The following is a 19,400-nucleotide window of genomic DNA, read 5'->3' on the forward strand; positions in this document are numbered from 1 at the left end:
TAAGTTACGCCTACAACAATAAAAGATGGAGTACACGCATGAAGAAAGGGATTCTCTCGATCCTGCTAGTGCTGGCGATCGCCTGCAGCGCTTTCTGGGTCACGGCGGACCAGGATATGCGCCGACTGGCGCTGAATCTGCCGACTAGCACCAACGTACTGTTCTGGACCAGCGAACAGCGCGACGCCGGCTTTCGGGCATTGGACCGCCTGCCGATTCTGAGCAAGTCACGGGTGATAGAGGCCGGAAGCGATGTCTACCCCCTGCCCAACGGCACACCGCTGGATGTCGGCGTGGATGTGGATGCTTTTATGACCTCCCAGCACGCTGCCGCTTTGGTCATTGTGCAGGACGGCAAGGTGCGACTGGAGAAGTACGGTCTGGACTTTGGTCCAGAAGGTCGCTGGACCAGTTTCTCGGTCGCCAAGTCGTTTACCTCGACGTTGGTCGGCGCCGCCATTCAGGATGGTTATATCAAAAGTATCGACGACATGGTGTCGGACTATATACCCGACCTCAAGGGGTCAGCCTACGACAACGTGACCATCCGGCAGCTTCTCACTATGACTTCGGGCGTCGCCTGGAATGAGGACTATGCCGACCCGGAATCCGACGTGGCGCGCTTCAACTCGCACACAGCCGAGCCCGGCGTCGACGTGACCTTGAGCTACATGCGCCAGCTCCCGGCCGAAGCCGAGCCCGGCACCAAGTGGGTGTACAAAACCGGCGAAACCAACCTGATTGGCGTGCTCGCCAGCTCCGCTGCCAACAAACCGCTGGCGGAATACCTGTCTGAGAAAATCTGGAAGCCCTTTGGCATGCAGCAGGACGCAACCTGGCTGCTCGGCTCCACCGGTCATGAAATCAGCGGCTGCTGTGTTCAGGCCGCCACCCGGGACTACGCCCGCTTTGGCCTGTTTATGCTGGCAGGCGGTATCGCCGGCGGCGAACAGGTGCTGCCTGACGGCTGGATTGAGCAGGCCACAACCAAGCAGGTGGATATTGGCCGCCCCGGTGCCGCATACGGCTATCAATGGTGGACACTGGATGACGGAGCCTACATTGCTCAGGGCATTTTCGGTCAGGGCATCTTTATTGATCCCAAGCGCCAGCTGGTAATCGCCTCCAACGGTAACTGGCCGCAAGCTACCGACATGCAAGGCGGCACCCAGAGCAAGGACCGTTTGGCTTTCTACCGCCAGGTACAGCAAGCCATCGACGCAGAGACGCCGTAGGGCGTGTCCAGCCGATGTTCCCGCGCTGGTCGCTGCTTTGCCAGCGACTCGGTGGAGACGCCTTTGGCTTACGCCACCCTACTACGCAGCGCCAGCCCACAGACGTTTCCGCCAGATACACAGACAAAAAAATCCCCGCATGAGCGGGGAATAAGGTGCAGCACACAAGCTTACGGGGTATTGCGAGGTTACTGAGCGGCCCACTCCAGGAAGGCATCACGGCTTTCCGGGCTCAGCATCAGGTAAATTTGCTTCAGGGTTGCCAGGGTTGAGGCGTCATGCGGCAGGGTCTGGGCTGGCGCAGCAGCCTGCGACGGAGTCGGTACGGCCATCGGCATCTGGGCATTCTGCGGCGCCGCGCCAATCGGGGCGATGCCGTGGTCCTGGGTGGCAACCATGGTGCCGGAGCCGAACATTTCACCCAGCAAAGAGACATAGCGCGGACCTGGCTCGCTGGCAACGCGCTCACCGGTACGAGTGTTGACCGCGACGCCTTCGAAGTTGTCTTCCATTTCCTGAGCCTGCTTCAGGTTGCTCGGCTCATCGAATTCGAGGCGCCAAACCTCACCGGCCTGACCGTCGATGGTGAAGGTAGCACTGCGGGTACGAACGATTTCGTGGCTCAGACCGCCACCCACATCGTAGCCGTTTTCAAAGTACGCATTGATGCGGTATTTGCCCGGCTGCAGCTCCAGTTTGCGCAGGTTGTTGCCGACCATGCGGTTGGCTTCCGGCGCCGGCTGGCCGTTGATATTCAGGACCTCAAGGGTGTTGGGCATTTCAACAACCAGGACCTGCGAAGCAGGCTGTTCGGCGCCTGAGTACAGTTTTACGGGAGCCTGCTGGGCGCAAGCGGACAGCAGCGCGGCGGCGGCGAGACAGAGCAGTTGACGCATGGGGTATAACTCCTGGCACAAGTGAACATTGAGATCCGTTCGTGATCACACTTCATGACCACCTGGCGACGAGATTAAGACTGTAGGGTTTCACTTTAATGACAAAGCCGGACTGTTTTCGCAAACAGTCCGGCTTTGGGGTACTTCAATCCTGTCAGATGACGGGATTAGAAGTCGTAACGCAGGCCTACGGAGAAGCCACTAGCGTCTTCACCAGCAGTGCCGGCCGGGTTGGCGGTACGCGCTTGGCTCCAGGGAGTCAGAGCAACGTTCTCGTCGTTATCGACCATGGCGTAGTTGGCGTATACGCGGACAGACTTGTCCAGCTTGTGCTCGATGCCTACAGCCAGCATGTCGCTGTCGAAGTTGTCGGCGTCAGCATCGCGGCTCATCCACATGGCTTTCAGGGCAGTAGCAGAGCCGACTTTCAGCTCGCCACCCAGGCCGTAGGTGTCAGAGGTCAGTGCGTCTTGCACAGCCTGAGTCACAGCCGGGTTGGTGTAATCAACAGTCTGGTAGAAACCAACCAGCTTGAAGCCATCAGTGACCTTGAACGCAGCAGCAGCGCGGATGCCGTCACGCTCGCCGCGGCCGGTGTCTTCGTCAGCAGACTCGTAAGCCAGAGCCGCTTCCAGTGCGTCGCCGGCGTAGTTCAGGGAGCCGCTGATTACGCTTTCGTCAGTATCGTCTTCGTTTACGGTGCCTTCCTGAACGGAGTAACCCAGCTTGGCGAAGAAGCCGTTCATGTCAGGAGTGGTGTATTCCAGGGTATTGTCATAACGCTCGTCGAAGCGGGCGTTACCAACGCGGGTCAGGTTACGCATGTCGCCGACTTGGTCGCCGAACAGGTTGGCCGGGCCACGAGCTGCTTTGAAGGGGCTGTCGAAACGGCCCATGCGAGCTGAACCGAAACCGCCTTTCAGGCCAACGAACGTGTCGCGGGTGTTGAAAGAGCTGCCGTTGTCGGTGCCGAAGTCGATCTGCTGCTCGATCTGGAAGAAGGCAGTCAGGTTCGGGTTGATCTCGTGGTCACCCTTGAAGCCCAGACGGGAAGAGTTGCTGGACAGGTTGGTTTCGGAGTAGTCCGCACCGTCATCCAGAAAATCGACGGATACGTGGGCGCGGCCGTAGATGCTTACATCGGCCATGGCGACTGCCGGAATGGCGGCAGCCAGTGCGGTTACGGCGAATCCAGCGAAGTGCTTGCGCAGAGTCATTGAGTCTTCCCTCAGTTATGTTTTGCGTTGACAGTGAAACAACACATTTGGGCTCGCCGGTTGAGGCGACGCCCGGTGTTGGAGGGAATACTGGCAGTGCCATATTTCAGATCAGTTGCGCGAACATGAACATTCGGTGACAGGGGAACTTTTCGCCGAGACGCTTGATCGTCTCGGCGGGCAAGAAAAGCTTTGGTTGAAAATCAGAGAGATAGAAGCAACTTCGAGCGGTGCTTCGAGGACCGGTTCCAAGTCCGCTTGATCAGTCGCTGGCAGCGCCTGCGGCGAGAATCCCGGCCTCGGCCCAGTCGCGAACCAGCTTGAGGCTACCTGCGCGCAGGGCGTCATCCTCCGCTAGCCCGCAACGTTCAGCCAATGCAGGCAGACGCTCGGCCAGGCTGCCGCCCAGATCACGCAGTGCGCAGGCCAACTGCCAGGCAAAGGGCGTCAGCTGCATGAAGCGCACCGCATCAACGCGATCACGCCAGGCCAGCAACACCGTCGGCTGGGCTGGTGGCGCCGATTGCCGGTAGCCCTCACCTATCAGCTGCACCGGCCACTGATAGGCCAGCGGCCAGGCGACGTCAGACCAGATCAACGGCGTATTCAACTCGATTGCCGAGTCCGTTTCCGACGGAGGCTCCTGCTCGGCAATATCCAGCGCCAACTCGACCCATTCGTAATGTGCCAGCTCCAGCAAAAACGCTGGATCATCGGCCGCCGCGACATAACCGTTCTGCAGCCACTGGATGAACTGCAGACCGATCTCATGAAAGTACGGAGACTCGCAGGCGTGACCGCTGACGAACTCAGCAGCGAGTTGCGCCCAGCGCGCTTGGGGGATCACCCGGTGCAGCACCGGGAAACTGCCGCGCAGAAAACCGGCGATGTTGTTATGTACCAGGCGCTCATACACGGCAACCCGCTGCTCTGACAGGTCAGCCGGTGGCGGCGCATCAGCGCGATGGCGCACGCGTTCGGTAAAGCGCAACTGCACAGCTTCAAAGACCGTGCTCATGCAGCTACCCTGCCGGTTTGCAGCGCGCGGATTCGTTGCAACTCTGGCAACAGCTCGCTCAGCGCGGGAATGTTGAAGTCTCGTTCCAGCAAGGTAGGCCGCACGCCGTGCAACCCATAGGTCTGTTCCAGCAGTTGCCACACTGGGTCAGCCACCGCCGCGCCGTGGCTGTCGATCTTCAGTCCCGGCTCGGCGTCAAAGTGACCCGCCATATGCAGGTAGGCAACACGTTCTGAGGGCATTGCCTGAATAAACTCAAACGGATCACCACCGAGATTCACGCTGTTTACGTAGGCATTATTGACGTCTAACAGCAACTGGCAGTCCGCTTCCTCCAGCACCGCGCAAACAAACTCCGCCTCACTCATCTGCCCCGGCAACGTCAGGTAAGCCGAGACATTCTCGATAATCAAAGGACGTTGCAACGCATCCTCAACCTGATGAATGCGCCCGGCAATACGCATGACATTCTCATCAGTAAAGGGCACAGGTAACAGATCGTAGAGCTGCGCATGATCGCCACAGGCGCTGAGGTGTTCGCTGTAGGCGGCGACATTGTGCTCATCAAGAAAACGCCGCACATCTGTAAGCAGACGCTGACTCAAGGGCGCGCTGCCCGCCAGGTTGAGTGACAAGCCATGGCAGACCAGCGGGTAGCGTTCAGTCAGGGCGCGCAACCTGCGCCCCAACCGCCCGCCGACTCCGATCCAGTTTTCCGGCGCCAACTCAAGAAAGTCAGCGACGACAGACTCACTCTCCAGCAGTTCGGACAGCAGGCTGCGACGCAGCCCGAGCCCTGTGCCTGATGGAATGCCGGATCTGAACACCGTCATGGCTCAGCTGCCGCAGGTGCCTTCGCCACATTTGCCTTCGCGCTCACTCTTCTCCTCTTCGTCGCCGCAGGAACCCTCACCACACTTGCCTTCCATATCGTCGGCACCGTGATTGTCGGCAAGGCTGTAGCCGCTCTGCAGTTCCTGTACCGCAAACGGGTTCTCCGTTGCCTGCGCTGCGACACTGGCACCCAGCAAAGTTGCCCCCAGAGTGATTACGACAGTATTGATCTTGTTCATGCGTACTCTCCTGCGTTATTGGTCAAGCGAGCGCAGCGACATTGCCACCCTCTGCATACTAGACGAGTGCGCAACGGCCCTGTTACAGCGGCAAGGAGAAATAATGCATTTTTGTCCCTGAGAACGGGACAGAGAGGGAGTCAGTCGTCCCGCTGACGCTGGGTTTGCATCGCGCGCAGCAGCGCTTCCAGTTCGGGCACATCGGCATCTGGCAGTTGGCGAATAACCCGCTGACTGACCCGTAGCTGGCGGATAAAGCGGCGACAGCGCACACACATCGCTAAATGCGCTCGCACGGCCAGCCGTTGTTTCAGGCTCAGTTCACCATCCAGCAGGTCACTGGACAAACCTACCAGCCCCTTGCAGCTCAACATTCGCCGGTCACCTCAAAATGCTCCAGGGTCGCAAATACGCTCAGTCGGGCACGATGCAGCAGCACCCGTACATTGGAGTGCGAGATGTCCAGAAGATTACAGATATCGGTCAATTCCAATCCCTGACGCTCGCGCAGCATCAGGACACTGCGTTGCAGTTCAGACAGTGAGTTGAGGGTGTGTTCGAGGCAGTCACGCAAGGCCTGTTCGCCGAGCAGGGCTTCCGGAGAGTCGCTGTGCCACAGTGCCGGCTCCTGTGACCAATGACCGTCAGCGGCAAAGCGGCCATCGTCGATGGTCCCGTGCGGCCCGGTGATGTCATCAAGCAAGACTTCACGACGGTGTTTGCGCAGACGCGATTTGGCGGTATTGGCGGTAATGGTCAGCAGCCAGGTCTTGAGGCTTGAGCGTCCGGCGAATCCGTTGAGATTACGCACGACCGCGAGCCAACTTTCCTGCACCACTTCATCGCTATTGGAGATGCCGACAATGGCAGTCGCCACCGCTCGCATGGCGCCCTGATAGGTGGTCACCAGCTGACGGTAGGCGCTTTGGTCGCCGGCGAGCAGGCGCTGAATCAGTTCCTGCTCGCCGGTCACGCGTATCAGCCCTTGCGAACGATAACGCTGCCGATGGAGTAACCGGCACCGAAGGAGCAAATCACACCATGGCTACCTACCGGCAAGTCTTCCTGATGCTGGTGGAAGGCAATGATAGAGCCGGCGGAGCTGGTGTTGGCGTACTTGTCGAGCACCACCGGTGCTTCTTCGACGCTCGGGTCCCGGCCAAGCAGCTTGCGGGCAATCAGCATGTTCATGTTCAGGTTAGCCTGATGCAGCCAGAAACGCTTGATGTCTGTCACGCCCAGACCGGTCTCGGTCAGGTGCTCACCGATCAGGTCAGCCACCATCGGACACACGTCGCGGAACACCTTGCGGCCGTTCTGCATGAACAGCTTGTCGCGCGCGCCAATACCGGACTCATCACAACGGTTGAGGAAGCCGAAGTTGTTGCGGATGTTGTTGGAGAACTTGGTCAGCAGCTTGGTGCCGAGGATCTCGTACGGATGTTCGCAAACGGCATCCTCAGCGCGCTCGATGACAACCGCGGTGCAGGCATCACCAAAGATGAAGTGGCTGTCACGGTCGCGGAAGCTCATATGGCCGGTGCAGACTTCCGGGTTCACCATCAGTACCGCACGGGCCTGGCCCAACGCAACGGTATTGGCTGCGTTCTGGATACCGAAGGTGGCAGAGGAGCAGGCAACGTTCATGTCGAAGCCAAAGCCTTCGATCCCAAGCGCTTCCTGGACTTCGATCGACAACGCCGGATAGCCTCGTGGCAGGTTCGAACAGGCAACGATCACGCCATCAATATCAGCCGGAGTGCGGCCAGCGGCTTCAAGCGCCTGATGGGCTGCCTTGACGGCCATTTCGCACAGCAGCGACTGCTCGTCATCGCTGCGCTCGGGAATGGAGGGAACCATACGGTCGACATCCAGGATGCCGCTCTTGTTAATGACGTAACGGGCCTTGATGCCAGAGGCCTTTTCGATGAACTCGGTACTGGAGCCAGCCAGCGGCTCGACGGTCCCGGCTTCGATTGCGGCAGCATTCTCGGTGTTGAATTTTTCTACGTAGGCATTGTAGCTAGCAACCAGCTCTTCGTTGCTGATGCTCTCGGATGGGGTAAACAAACCTGTTCCGCTGATCACGACTTTGTGCACGGTCGGTCCTCTTCTCGTGTTATGTACGCTGCGTCCTTAACGTCCGGTGCGTTACCGCAAGGAAACAGCTCTTGTGTGTGCGAATCCTGCCGACGCTGGGCCAGCCAGTCGGCAATCAGCGGGAAATGATCCTGCTCTGCCTGCGGATGGGTGAGCAGGTCGGTGTGCCCGTAGTGTCGTGAGCAACCCCGGCCCTTTTCCAGCAAGATTACCTGTGCATCATGTCTGCCCAGCTCGCGGGCAAACAGTCTGACGTCTTCTACGTGCCCCAACACGCGATCGCGATCACCGGCCAGATACAGGCTGGGGGGCCACGCCAGATTCTTCAAGGCGCTAGCATAGTCGAAACCATCGTCAAGATCACGCCATTCGCCGCGCTCCCAGGCCAGATTCGCGGCATGAATTGCGCAGGCTTCATCCTGACTACCCAGTCCCATGGCGCTGGCCGGGATCCGGCCCTTGAACCTGCCCATCAGTGAAGCCAGGGTGCCCCAGAGGGCCCGCCGGGCGAAACGAACCCAGCGACCACCCGCCTTCGCTCTGCGGCGCACGGCCAGTTGCACCAGGCCGCTGATCCGGCCAAGCAGCTGCGGCTCGCGGATCAGCGCACTGGCGAGCCAGACGCCGCCCCAACCGTGGCTCAGGACAAACAGGTGTTGCGCCGGGTGACGCTCAAGCAAGGCGTTCAACAGCGCCGGAATATCGTGCCGAATCAGGTCGTTCTGTTCGATCGGAGGCTGCCCGCCCAGCGCGGGCAGGCTATCACCGTGGCCACGCAGGTCCGCGACATAGACGCAACAGCCCTGCTCGGCCAGAAAACCAGCCAAACCGCGCTGGGCTGCCAGATACAGTCGGCTGTCAGCCATCGCACCGTGCAACAGCAGTAGGACTGGCGCTGTGGTACTTTCACTGCCGAGACACCGCAGCTGCAGTAGCCCACCGTTGTCACTCAACACCTGAATCTGTTCTGTTACCACGCTCACGTCCTTGCTCGTTGGCTGCCATTCAGGCAGTGATTTCCCGCCACAGTTTCGCAAGCCGCTTGCTGGACACCGGCATGCGCGTACCCAGTTGCTGGGCAAACAGCGACACCCGATATTCCTCCAGCATCCAGCGCCACTCGTCCAGCCTCGGGTCCCAGCGGCCTTCGCGCTGGAAACGCTCGCTCAGCGCCTTGTACTGCTGCCAGAAACCCTGCAGCTCGTCGGTCCAGGCGCGATCACGCGGCACCTGCCCCGGCAGCTTGTCGAGCCGCTGCTCAATCGCACTGAGGTAACGCGGGTACTGGCTCAGCCATTCGCCCGGCACCTGGCGGGCAAAGCCCGGGAAGACCAGTTCAGACAGTTGCTCACGGACATCGTTCATGGCCAGCGCATGGGCCAGATCCACTTTGCCCTTGAAGCGCTTGCGCAAGCCGTGCCATTGCTTGAGGATCGCCAGCACCTGCTGTGCCAGCTGTTCACAGGCAGGCACCCAATCACCACGACCGGCCTCGATCAGGGCAGCAAGGGTTTCGGCATCACGCGGCAACGGCGCCCCGGCAGGCAAAAACACCCGATCGATTGCGCCCAGCAGTACATCGTCCGTCAGCTGCTTTTGCGTACCGAGGTCGCGATAGTAGATGGCGGCATCCTTGAGCGTGGTCAGCTTCTGGCGCAGATACCGCGCCTGCTCATTCAGCTGCGGGCTTTGCAGCAGCAACCGCTGCACGCCAAGACGATGTTCACGCAGAGCGACCTGTGGCACGTCAAATAGCTGCTCAACGACCTCCTCGCCCTGCTCCACCCAGGCTGGGTGGAAGTTGACCGCAATACCGGCCTGCTTGCGTACCAGGGTTTCCGGCAACGCATAAGTGCCGGGCGTTTGCGCTGGGGCAGCGGATGTCTGCTCCGCCACCGGTGCTTCAGCTTGCAGCGGCAGGCCGTCGATCTGGGCGCACAGGGCGCTGTAATCACGGCCGGCGCAAATCGGCTTGCCTTCTGCGTCGACCACCTCGATACGCATGCGCAGATGGTCTTCCAACTCAACATCGGTCCAGGCGTCGTCGTCCAGCCGTACGCCGGTCATCCGCGTCAGCTCGCGGCCCAGCGCCTGGGTCAGGCTACCGTCGGCAAACGGCATGCGCTCCAGCGCGGCGCGCACAAAGTCCGGCACCGGCACAAAATTCTTGCGAATCGCCTTTGGCAAACCACGTACCAGCGCCACGCACTTGTCGAACAACAGCCCTGGCACCAGCCAGTCGAGCCGCTGCGGGTCGATACGACGCAGCAGCGAGGCAGGAATACGCACCGTCACGCCGTCTGCCGGATGGCCCGGCTCGAAGTGATAGCTGAGCGGCAAAGCCACACTCTCCCAACGCAGCAGATCCGGGTACAGATCGGCGCTGACATCATTGGCCTCGCGCTGCAGCAGGTCGTCGCGGGTCATGTGCAGCAGCTTGGGATCGGTCTCGCTGCTGCGCTTGAGCCAGCGCTCGAAACTCGCCAGCTGGTAGATGTTCTCGGGGATGCGCTGATCAAAGAAGCGGTACAGCGTTTCCTCGTCCACCACGATATCGCGCTTGCGTGCCTTGGCTTCCAGTTCATCCAGCTGGCTGAGCAACTGCTGGTTGGCCTTGTTGAAGGCCGCCCTGCCGTGCCATTCGCCCGCCACCAGCGCCTGGCGAATAAACAGTTCGCGCGCGACAACCGGATCAATCGGGCCGAAGTGCACCTTGCGCTTTGGCACGATGATCAAGCCGTACAGGGAGACCTGCTCAAAGGCCACGACCTGACCGCGCTTTTTCTCCCAGTGCGGTTCACTGTGGCTGGTCTTGACCAGGTGCGCCGCCAGCGGCTCGACCCACACCGGATCAATCTTTGCCGCCAGCCGACCATACAGACGGCGGGTTTCAGTCAGCTCGGCGACCATCACCCAGGCCGGCTTCTTCTTTGCAAGGCCCGAGGACGGATGCAGCAGGAAGCGGCGTTGCCGTGCGCCGAGATAATCGCCCTCTTCCGTCTTGTTGCCCAGGTGACTGAGCAGGCCTGCAAGCAGTGCCTTGTGCACAGGCTCGCCGGAAGCCGGCTGCTTGTTTTCTTCCAGCCCCATGTCGCGGCAGGTGAGACGAATCTGCCGGTGGGTTTCGCGCCACTCACGCAGGCGCAGATAATTCAGGAAATTGCGTCGGCACCAACTGCGCAGCTGGCTTTGGGTCAGTGCCTGACGCTGGGCCTCAAAGCCGTTCCACAGATTCAGGAAGGCGGCAAAATCGGAGCCCTCCTCGTTCCACTGGGCATGGGCCTGATCGGCTGCCTGCTGTTTTTCCAGCGGACGCTCACGCGGATCCTGCACCGCCAGCGCGCTGGCAATCACTGCCAGTTCGGCCAGACAGCCCTGACGAGCCCCTTCCAGCAACATGCGACCAATCCGCGGATCGACCGGCAGGCGCGCCAGCTGGCGTCCAATGTCGGTCATCGCACCGCTGCGGTCGACCGCACCCAGCTCCTGCAGCAAGGTAAAACCGTCGCTGATGGCCCGGCCGTCCGGCGGCTCGATAAACGGGAAATCCTCAATGCGGCCAAGGCGCAGATGCAGCATCTGCAGGATCACCGACGCCAGATTGGTACGGCGAATCTCCGGGTCGGTAAAATCCGGGCGACCGAGGAAGTCCTCCTCGCTGAACAGCCGCACACAGATACCGGGCGCGACCCGGCCGCATCGACCCTTGCGCTGGTTGGCACTGGCCTGCGAGACAGCCTCAACCGGCAGCCGCTGCACCTTGGAGCGCGGGCTGTAGCGGCTGATGCGCGCCTCGCCCGGGTCAATCACATAGACGATGCCCGGCACCGTCAGCGAGGTTTCCGCCACGTTGGTTGCCAGCACCACACGCCGCCCGGCGTGGGAGGAAAATATCTTCTGTTGCTCAGCGGCCGACAGGCGCGCGTACAACGGCAGAATCTCGGTGTGTTTCAGGTTGGCCTTGCGCAGGTACTCGGCGGTATCGCGAATCTCTCGCTCGCCCGGCAGAAATACCAGCACATCCCCCGGCGCCTTACCCTGACTACGCTCGAATTGCTGAATCTCGGTCAGCGCGGCAACGATACCCTGATCGATACTCAGGTCTTCCTCGACCGTGTTGCCCTCTTCGTCCCGTTCGGCGCTGAGCGGCCGATACCAGACATCCACCGGGTAGGTACGACCGGACACTTCAATCACCGGCGCATTGTCGAAATGGGCCGAGAAGCGCTCCAGATCAATAGTCGCCGAGGTGATGATTACTTTCAGATCAGGCCGCTTGGCCAGGATGGTCTTGAGGTAGCCCAGCAGAAAATCGATGTTGAGGCTGCGCTCATGCGCCTCGTCGATGATCAGGGTGTCATAGCGGTTGAGGTAACGGTCATTCTGGGTTTCGGCCAGCAGAATGCCGTCGGTCATCAGCTTGATCAGCGAGCGCTCGGAGGTCTGATCGGTAAAGCGCACCTGATAGCCCACCAGCTCACCCAGCGGCGTATTCAACTCTTCGGCAATACGCGATGCCACGCTGCGCGCCGCCAGTCGCCGCGGCTGCGTATGACCAATCAAACCGTGGGTGCCGCGTCCCAGTTCCAGACAGATTTTCGGCAACTGGGTGGTTTTACCCGAGCCGGTTTCACCGGCGATCACCACGACCTGATTTTCAGCGATGGCCGCCTTGATCTGCTCGCGCTTGTCGGCAATCGGCAGTGCATCGGGATAGATGATTTTCGGGATCAGCCGGGTGCGCTCATTGACTCGCTCGCTTGAAGCCTCAAAACGCGCCAGCCAGGTTGCTGCAGCCTTGCCCTGATCGTCCTTGGGCAGGCGCTGAAACTGCTGCAGCAGGCGATGACGGTCGCTGGCCATGACCTGGGAGAAATCGGGCGCATTGAAGTGCTTGGCTGACATGGTTGATCCTTGGCATTAAAAAACCCCGCCCGGCGATGCCGGGCGGGGCTCTATTGTCGCAAAATCGAAGCGACGGGTGCAGCTTAGTGACTGGCGAGTTTCTTCAGTTCCTCGTCACGCAGCTCGCGACGCAGAATCTTGCCGACGTTGGTGGTCGGCAGTGCATCACGGAACTCGACGTGCTTCGGCACCTTGTAGGCAGTCAGACTGCTTCGCATATGGGCGATCACGTCTTTCTCGGTCAGGGTCGAGTCTGCGGATTTAACCAGGAACACCTTGATCGCTTCGCCCGACTTCTCGTCCGGCACACCGATGGCAGCACACTGCACCACGCCCGGCAGGGTCGCCATGACGTCTTCCAGCTCGTTCGGGTACACGTTGAAACCGGAGACCAGAATCATGTCTTTCTTGCGGTCCACAATGCGCAGGTAACCGTCTTCCTGAATGATCGCGATGTCACCGGTTTTCAGCCAGCCTTCGGCGTCCAGAATTTCATCGGTCGCATCCTGACGCTGCCAGTAGCCCTTCATCACCTGCGGACCCTTGACGCACAGCTCGCCACGTTCGCCCAGCGGCAGTTCGTTGCCGTCTTCATCAATGACCTTGCACAGCGTGGATGGTACCGGAATACCAATGGTGCCCAGCTGAATGTTGCTGATCGGGTTTACGGTGGCAACCGGGCTGGTTTCGGTCATGCCAAAACCTTCGCAGATATCACAGCCGGTAACCTGCTTCCAGCGCTCGGCGGTAGCCAGCTGCAGCGCCATACCGCCAGACAGGGTGACCTTGAAGTTGCTGAAATCCAGAGCGCGGAATGCGGCATCGTTACAGAGAGCAACGAACAAGGTGTTAAGCCCAACGAAACCGGAAAACCGGAACTTGGACAGCTCCTTCACAAACGAAGGGATGTCCCGCGGGTTGGTGATCAGTACGTTGTGGTTACCACTGACCATCATTGCCATGCAATGGAAGGTAAACGCATAGATGTGATACAGCGGCAGCGGGCAAATGACGATCTCTTCGCCGTCCACCATGTTCGAGCCCATCAGCGCCTTGGCCTGCAGCATGTTGGCGACCAGGTTGCGGTGGGTCAACATCGCCCCCTTGGCAACCCCGGTGGTGCCGCCGGTGTACTGCAGCACGGCAACATCACCACCAGCCGGATTAGCTTCAGTCAGGCTCAGGCTGCGGCCTTTGGCCATGGCGTCATTGAAGCGAACCATGCCCGGAATGTTGTAGGACGGCACCATCTTCTTGATGTACTTGACCGCCGCATTGATCAGCAGACGCTTGAGCGGTGGCAGCATGTCGCCCAGCTCGGTGACGATGACATGCTTAACGCCGGTTTTCGGCACCACTTCTTCCGCCATGTAGGCCATGTTGGCCAGGCATACCAGCGCCTTGGCGCCGGAGTCATTGAACTGGTGCTCCATTTCCCGCGGTGTGTACAGCGGGTTGGTGTTGACCACAACATAGCCAGCGCGCATGGCGCCGAATACAGCAATCGGGTACTGCAGTACGTTTGGCATCTGAATAGCGATGCGGTCGCCCGGCTGCAGGCCACTGTGTTTTTGCAGGTAGGCAGCAAAGTGACCTGAGAGGGTGTAAAGGTCACCGTAAGTCAGGGTTTTACCAAGGTTGGTAAAGGCAGGCTTGTTTGCGAAGCGCTGGCAGGAGTCTTTGAGGACGGCGAGAACGTTGGGGTACTGGTCGGGATCGATCTCGGAGGAAACACCCGCTGGATATTTGTCTTTCCAGAAATTTTCAAGCATATAGGCCCGCTCCTGAACTGGTATCGCTGCAGTCTTATAGTATGTTCGGTGTGTCTTTAGGTGCTTAAAGCACTCTTTTCATGACGCTCATCTGACGCCTCGCCGAGCGTCGAAATGACGCATCCGAGGGGCCAAAGAGCCCGAAGACTAGCAGCTTTTGTACAGGCAGACCAGCACCCTGAAATCGTATCCAGAGCGCTTGTGGCTTGACTTTGAAGGCCTTTCAGGGTGACTGGCGGGTCACCCTGAAAGGCTTTTGATCACTGGTCGCGCAGCTCGCGACGCAGAATCTTGCCAACCGCAGACATCGGCAGCGCATCACGCAGTTCGTAGTGTTTCGGAACCTTGTAACCAGTGAAGTTGGCGCGGCAATAAGCCTTGAGCTCATCAATTGTGAGGCTCTGGTCGCTGGCAACCACGAACAACTTGACCGCCTCACCGGACTTCTCGTCCTCCACTCCGATAGCGGCCACGTTGGCAACCTTCGGGTGCGCCGCGACCACGTCTTCGATCTCATTCGGGTACACGTTAAAGCCGGAGACGATGATCAGATCCTTAATCCGGTCAACAATTGATACAAACCCATCTTCATCGATGATTGCAACGTCACCGGTGCGGAACCAACCGTCGGCGTCGAGCACCTCCTCGGTCGCTTCCGGACGATTCCAGTAGCCTTTCATCACCTGTGGCCCTTTCACGCACAGCTCGCCGCGCTCACCGATACCGAGTTCATTACCGTCCTCATCGATCACTTTCAGCGCAGTGCCGGGCGCCGGCAGGCCCACGGAGCCAAGACGCGCCAAACCGTCGCCCGGGCTGGAGGTCACCACCGGAGAGCACTCGGTCAGACCGTACCCTTCGCCAATCAGGCAGCCGGTTTTCTTCTGCCAGCGTTCGGCAGTGGCCTTAACCAGCGCAGTGCCACCGGAGCCGGTGCTCTTCAGACGCGAAAAATCCAGTTTTTCAAACTCAGGATGGTCCATCAGCGCTACAAACAGCGTGTTCAACCCGACAATCGAGGAGAATTGCCACTTCTTGAGTTCGGCAACAAAGCCCGGGATATCACGCGGGTTGGTGATCAGCACGTTGTGGTGGCCGGCGATCATCATGCACATGCAGTTAACGGTAAACGCGAAGATGTGGTATAGCGGCAACGGCGCGATGATGACCTCACCGGCTTCGCCGTTGATCTTCTGGCCGTTGCTGTCGAGCTGCTGCATGTTGGCATACACCTGCTGCATGTTCGCCACCAGGTTGCCGTGGGTCAGCATCGCGCCCTTGGCCACGCCAGTGGTACCACCGGTGTATTGCAATACAGCCACATCGTCGAGGGTACGAACCACTGCCTTGGGACGTTGCCCCTTGCCACGCTTGAGCGCCGTTTTGAACGGCACCGCCTGCGGCAGCGAATAATCGGGGATCAGCTTCTTAACGTACTTGACCGCTGCGTTGACCAGCGTGCCTTTCATTCCGGGCAGCATGTCACCCATACGGGCTTCAAACAGGTACTTGATCCCGGTATCGGGCAGCACTTCCTGCACCAGATGACCGAACATATTCATGTAGATCAAGGCCTTGGCGCCGGAATCTTGAAACTGGTGACGCATTTCCCGTGCGGTATACATCGGGTTGGTATTGACGACCACCAGGCCGGCGCGAATGGCACCGAATACGGCAATCGGAAACTGCAGCACGTTAGGCATCTGCACCGCGATACGGTCGCCCGGCTGCAACGAGGTGTGCTGCTGGAGGTAGCTGGCAAACGCAGCAGACAGGCGATCCAGGTCAGCGTAAGTCAGGGTGACACCCATGTTGCTGAACGCGGAAAGCTTAGCGTGCTTCACACAGGCCTGATCAAACACATCAATAATCGAGCTGTACTCAGTCAGGTCGATATCGTTGGGAATCCCTGCCGGCCGCTTATCAGCCCAGAAGGACGCTTCCATTGTTACTCTCCTATTCCCCGGTGGTGCAGTTTCTTATATTAGGCGACGCCATTCATTGGCTTCGATTGAGCATTGAAGCTCAGAGTGCTGCTGTTAAAGTGGCTCAAAACTAACAGGGCTGAGCGTAAATACAAAATGCTGGAGTGTTTCATTTGGTTTGTGAATACCCCGCCTCCAGCTCAAGCTTGCAAGACCGCAGCCAACAACAATAACAACAACGACAGGGCCCACCGACAATGCCGTACACATCACTGACACTCTCTGCTACCGACGGCGCCAGCCTGAACCTGCACCACTGGCCCTCTAGAACCCTGCCCCGTGCCAATGTAGTCATTTGCCACGGCATGGCCGAACACGGCGCTCGCTACCAGAACCTGGCCGAGCAGATGAACGCCGTCGGCCTGAATGTCTGGGCACTGGACCTACGAGGTCACGGCACCAGCACCCCCGACCAGCCGCGCGGACAGCTCGCCGACGGTGCCGACTGGAACTCGCTGGTCGCCGACCTACTGCTGGTGATCGAACACGCACGTCAGGCAGCACCGACACTTCCACTGATTCTGCTCGGACACAGCATGGGTACCTTTGTGGTTCAGAGCCTACTGCTAGAGCACTCGGACCAGATCGACATTGCGGTACTCAGCGGCAGCAACGCCAACCCCGCAGCGCTATGCCGGATCGGTCGACAACTCGCCCGGCTGGAAAGCCTGCTGCGCGGCCCCGACGCGCCCGCCAGCACAATGAACACCCTGTCCTTTGGTCGTTTCAATCGCGCCTTCGGCGACGTCCGAACCGAGTTTGACTGGCTTAGCCGCGATCCGCAGCAGGTGGATCTGTACGTCGCCGACCCGTTGTGCGGATTCGTACTGAGCGGTCAATACTGGCAATGCCTGTTTGCTGCGCTGACGCACATCGCCAGCCCGGCTCGACTGAGTAGTATTCGCGCCAATCTGCCGGTTCTGATTCTGGGTGGAGACAGCGACCCGGTCAGCGCCGGTGGCGGTTTGGCCAAACTGCAACAACGCTTGCGCGCTGCCGGACTATCGCAGGTAGAATTGCGGCTTTACCCGGGCGCTCGCCACGAAGCCTTCAATGAAACCAATCGGGATGAGGTCATCTCCGACCTGCTTGACTGGCTGGACTCGCGCCTGACCACCCTACCGCAACGGAGCAGCAGCCATGCAGAAGCTTGAAAACCGCATCTACGACGAACTCAATGTTGGCGACAAAGCCAGCCTTGCCCATCAGGTACAGGAAAATGATCTGCTACTGTTCGCCGCGGTTTCCGGAGACGTCAATCCGGTTCACCTTGACGAGGAATTTGCCGCAGCCACGCCGTTCAAGGGCCGCATCGCCCACGGCATGTTCTCCGGCGCACTGATCTCGGCGGCAATCGCCTGCGAACTGCCGGGACCGGGCAGCATCTACATCGGCCAGGAGCTGAGCTTCCTGCGTCCGGTGCGCCTGGGTGACAACATCACCATCGAGCTGGAAGTGCTGGAAAAGCTGCCGAAGAACCGCGTAAAGATCGCCACCCGCGTGATCAATCAGGATGGCAAGCAGGTTGTGGATGGTGTCGCCACCGTGATGGCGCCGACTGAGAAGGTCAGCATCGACCGCCCGCAGGCTCCAGCGGTGCAGTTGGGCTGAGCGACTGCGGCTTAGCCGCAGCTACAAGCGGTAAGCCTCAAGCTGCAAGCTAAAAACAAACCCGGCACTGTGCCGGGTTTTGTTTTGCGGGTAGAACGCAGGAGATCAGCACTGTAGGGCGGAGAAAACCAACGGCGTCTCCGCGTCTTAAGCAGCAAGCCCACAGAAGTCCGTAAGCAACAGCTAGCGGGATAAAAGCGGCGAAGACGCTGCGCTTACTCCGCCCTACGGTCCTCAGCCTCAAGCGCCCCCTGCAGGGACTGATTGAGGCTTATAGCTTTCAGCTTGCGGCTGCTGTCTGGGCTTGCAACTGCGGCGGCGAAGCCGCCGCCTACTTGCTGAGGTACTTCATCCCGTCTTCCAGACCCTGAAGGGTCAAGGGGTACATCTTATCCTCGACCAGCTCGCGAATCAGCTTGGTTGATGAGGTGTATTCCCAGGCATCCTTCGGGTACGGGTTAATCCAGATGAGCTTCTTGTACTTTTCCATGAAGCGCTGAATCCAGACGTAGCCCGCCTCTTCGTTCCAGTGCTCTACGCTGCCGCCCGGCTGGGTGATTTCGTAGGGCGCCATGGCCGCGTCACCGACAAACACCACCTTGTAGTCCGGACCGTACTTGTGCAGCAGGTCCAGCGTCGAGGTGCGCTCGCTGGTGCGTCGCATGTTGTTCTTCCACACCGACTCGTAGACGCAGTTGTGGAAGTAGTAATACTCCAGGTGCTTGAACTCGGTACGGCAGGCGGAGAACAGCTCTTCGCACACCTTGATGTGCGCGTCCATCGAGCCGCCAATATCAAACAACAGCAACAGCTTGACCGCGTTACGCCGCTCCGGGCGCATCTGAATGTTCAGCAGACCCGCATCCTTGGCGGTGTGATCAATGGTGCCGTCGATATCCAGCTCGTCCGCAGCGCCCTGGCGCGCAAACTTGCGCAGCCGGCGCAAAGCGACCTTGATATTGCGCGTACCCAGCTCGATCTGATCATCCAGGTTCTTGTACTCGCGCTGATCCCAGACCTTGACCGCCTTGCCCTGGCGTTTGCCCGCGTCGCCGACACGAATACCCTCGGGATTGAAGCCGCCGGAACCAAAGGGACTGGTGCCCCCGGTACCGACCCACTTGTTGCCGCCCTCATGGCGCTCTTTCTGCTCTTCGAGGCGCTTTTTGAACTCCTCGATCAGCTTGTCGAGACCACCGAGGGTCTGGATCTTGGCCTTTTCTTCGTCAGTCAGCATGCGCTCGAATTCCTTACGCAGCCAATCATCCGGAATCATTGCCTCAATCAGTTGGTCGAGGTTTTCCAGCCCCTTGAAATAGGCACCGAAGGCACGGTCAAACTTGTCGAAGTGCCGCTCGTCCTTGACCATGACCGTGCGCGCCAGATAGTAAAACTCGTCCATATCGGCGAACACCACGTGGTGTTTCAGCGCATTGATCAGGTCGAGCAGCTCGCGTACCGACACCGGTACTTTCGCTGCCCGCATTTCATTGAACAGGCCCAGTAACATCGGGCACCCCCTGTGCAGGTTGTTGAAAAGCAGGCGAGGCGGCGCGCCTCAGGCTCATAGCCGGACAGACATGCCGCA

General features: G+C 59.6%; 16 protein-coding genes. 3 read left to right on the top strand and 13 right to left on the bottom strand.

The features are described 5' to 3' along the window. Positions 1 to 38: 38 nt before the first annotated feature. Positions 39 to 1,235, top strand: coding sequence for a serine hydrolase domain-containing protein (locus ACKPCU_RS13150; RefSeq protein WP_321347325.1), 1,197 nt, complete (start codon positions 39 to 41; stop codon positions 1,233 to 1,235). 188 nt (positions 1,236 to 1,423) lie between these two features. Here the strand turns inward: ACKPCU_RS13150 and ACKPCU_RS13155 are convergent, their stop codons facing one another. From ACKPCU_RS13155 to ACKPCU_RS13210, 12 genes are all read right to left on the bottom strand, one after another. After that, entirely contained in the window at positions 1,424 to 2,131 is a 708-nt protein-coding gene (locus ACKPCU_RS13155) for a DUF2057 family protein (protein ID WP_104739538.1), read from the bottom strand. A 167-nt stretch (positions 2,132 to 2,298) separates the two neighbouring features. Then, positions 2,299 to 3,348, bottom strand: coding sequence for a porin (locus ACKPCU_RS13160; RefSeq protein ID WP_321347326.1), 1,050 nt, complete (start codon positions 3,346 to 3,348; stop codon positions 2,299 to 2,301). A gap of 262 nt (positions 3,349 to 3,610) precedes the next feature. Further along, positions 3,611 to 4,366, bottom strand: a complete 756-nt coding sequence (locus ACKPCU_RS13165) for an HvfC family RiPP maturation protein (RefSeq protein ID WP_321347328.1) — start codon at positions 4,364 to 4,366, stop codon at positions 3,611 to 3,613. After that, positions 4,363 to 5,199 (bottom strand): HvfB family MNIO-type RiPP peptide maturase, encoded by an 837-nt coding sequence (locus tag ACKPCU_RS13170; RefSeq protein WP_321347329.1) that lies wholly within the window; start codon positions 5,197 to 5,199, stop codon positions 4,363 to 4,365. Before ACKPCU_RS13170 ends, ACKPCU_RS13165 begins: the two co-directional genes overlap by 4 nt. A gap of 3 nt (positions 5,200 to 5,202) precedes the next feature. Beyond that, positions 5,203 to 5,439, bottom strand: a complete 237-nt coding sequence (locus ACKPCU_RS13175; protein WP_104739542.1) for an HvfA family oxazolone/thioamide-modified RiPP metallophore — start codon at positions 5,437 to 5,439, stop codon at positions 5,203 to 5,205. Between the two features lie 140 nt (positions 5,440 to 5,579). Beyond that, positions 5,580 to 5,813: an anti-sigma factor family protein gene (locus ACKPCU_RS13180; protein WP_321347332.1), complete on the bottom strand. Its 234-nt coding sequence runs from the start codon at positions 5,811 to 5,813 to the stop codon at positions 5,580 to 5,582. Continuing rightward, positions 5,807 to 6,412, bottom strand: a complete 606-nt coding sequence (locus ACKPCU_RS13185) for an RNA polymerase sigma factor (protein WP_104739544.1) — start codon at positions 6,410 to 6,412, stop codon at positions 5,807 to 5,809. Before ACKPCU_RS13185 ends, ACKPCU_RS13180 begins: the two co-directional genes overlap by 7 nt. Before the next feature lie 5 nt (positions 6,413 to 6,417). Further along, complete coding sequence (locus ACKPCU_RS13190; protein WP_321347334.1) at positions 6,418 to 7,539, bottom strand: beta-ketoacyl-ACP synthase III; 1,122 nt, start codon at positions 7,537 to 7,539, stop codon at positions 6,418 to 6,420. Further along, positions 7,524 to 8,522: an alpha/beta fold hydrolase gene (locus ACKPCU_RS13195; protein ID WP_321347335.1), complete on the bottom strand. Its 999-nt coding sequence runs from the start codon at positions 8,520 to 8,522 to the stop codon at positions 7,524 to 7,526. The genes ACKPCU_RS13190 and ACKPCU_RS13195 overlap by 16 nt, the downstream gene beginning before the upstream one ends. Before the next feature lie 22 nt (positions 8,523 to 8,544). Next, positions 8,545 to 12,444: an ATP-dependent RNA helicase HrpA gene (gene hrpA, locus ACKPCU_RS13200; protein ID WP_321347337.1), complete on the bottom strand. Its 3,900-nt coding sequence runs from the start codon at positions 12,442 to 12,444 to the stop codon at positions 8,545 to 8,547. A gap of 83 nt (positions 12,445 to 12,527) precedes the next feature. After that, positions 12,528 to 14,216: a long-chain-fatty-acid--CoA ligase FadD1 gene (gene fadD1, locus ACKPCU_RS13205; RefSeq protein WP_321347339.1), complete on the bottom strand. Its 1,689-nt coding sequence runs from the start codon at positions 14,214 to 14,216 to the stop codon at positions 12,528 to 12,530. Between the two features lie 260 nt (positions 14,217 to 14,476). After that, positions 14,477 to 16,162, bottom strand: coding sequence for a long-chain-fatty-acid--CoA ligase (locus tag ACKPCU_RS13210; protein WP_321347341.1), 1,686 nt, complete (start codon positions 16,160 to 16,162; stop codon positions 14,477 to 14,479). A gap of 236 nt (positions 16,163 to 16,398) precedes the next feature. Between ACKPCU_RS13210 and ACKPCU_RS13215 the strand changes: the two genes are divergently transcribed. Together ACKPCU_RS13215 and ACKPCU_RS13220 are read left to right on the top strand one after the other, a co-directional pair. Beyond that, entirely contained in the window at positions 16,399 to 17,355 is a 957-nt protein-coding gene (locus tag ACKPCU_RS13215; RefSeq protein WP_321347343.1) for an alpha/beta hydrolase, read from the top strand. Next, complete coding sequence (locus tag ACKPCU_RS13220) at positions 17,342 to 17,812, top strand: MaoC/PaaZ C-terminal domain-containing protein (protein WP_321347344.1); 471 nt, start codon at positions 17,342 to 17,344, stop codon at positions 17,810 to 17,812. The genes ACKPCU_RS13215 and ACKPCU_RS13220 overlap by 14 nt, the downstream gene beginning before the upstream one ends. Before the next feature lie 331 nt (positions 17,813 to 18,143). Here ACKPCU_RS13220 and ACKPCU_RS13225 read toward each other — a convergent pair whose 3' ends face one another. Next, on the bottom strand, positions 18,144 to 19,322 hold the full coding sequence (locus ACKPCU_RS13225; RefSeq protein WP_104739551.1) for a vWA domain-containing protein: 1,179 nt from the start codon (positions 19,320 to 19,322) through the stop codon (positions 18,144 to 18,146). Positions 19,323 to 19,400 lie beyond the last annotated feature (78 nt).

Origin of the sequence: Halopseudomonas oceani (assembly GCF_963677335.1) — a bacterium.
Taxonomy (GTDB): domain Bacteria; phylum Pseudomonadota; class Gammaproteobacteria; order Pseudomonadales; family Pseudomonadaceae; genus Halopseudomonas; species Halopseudomonas oceani.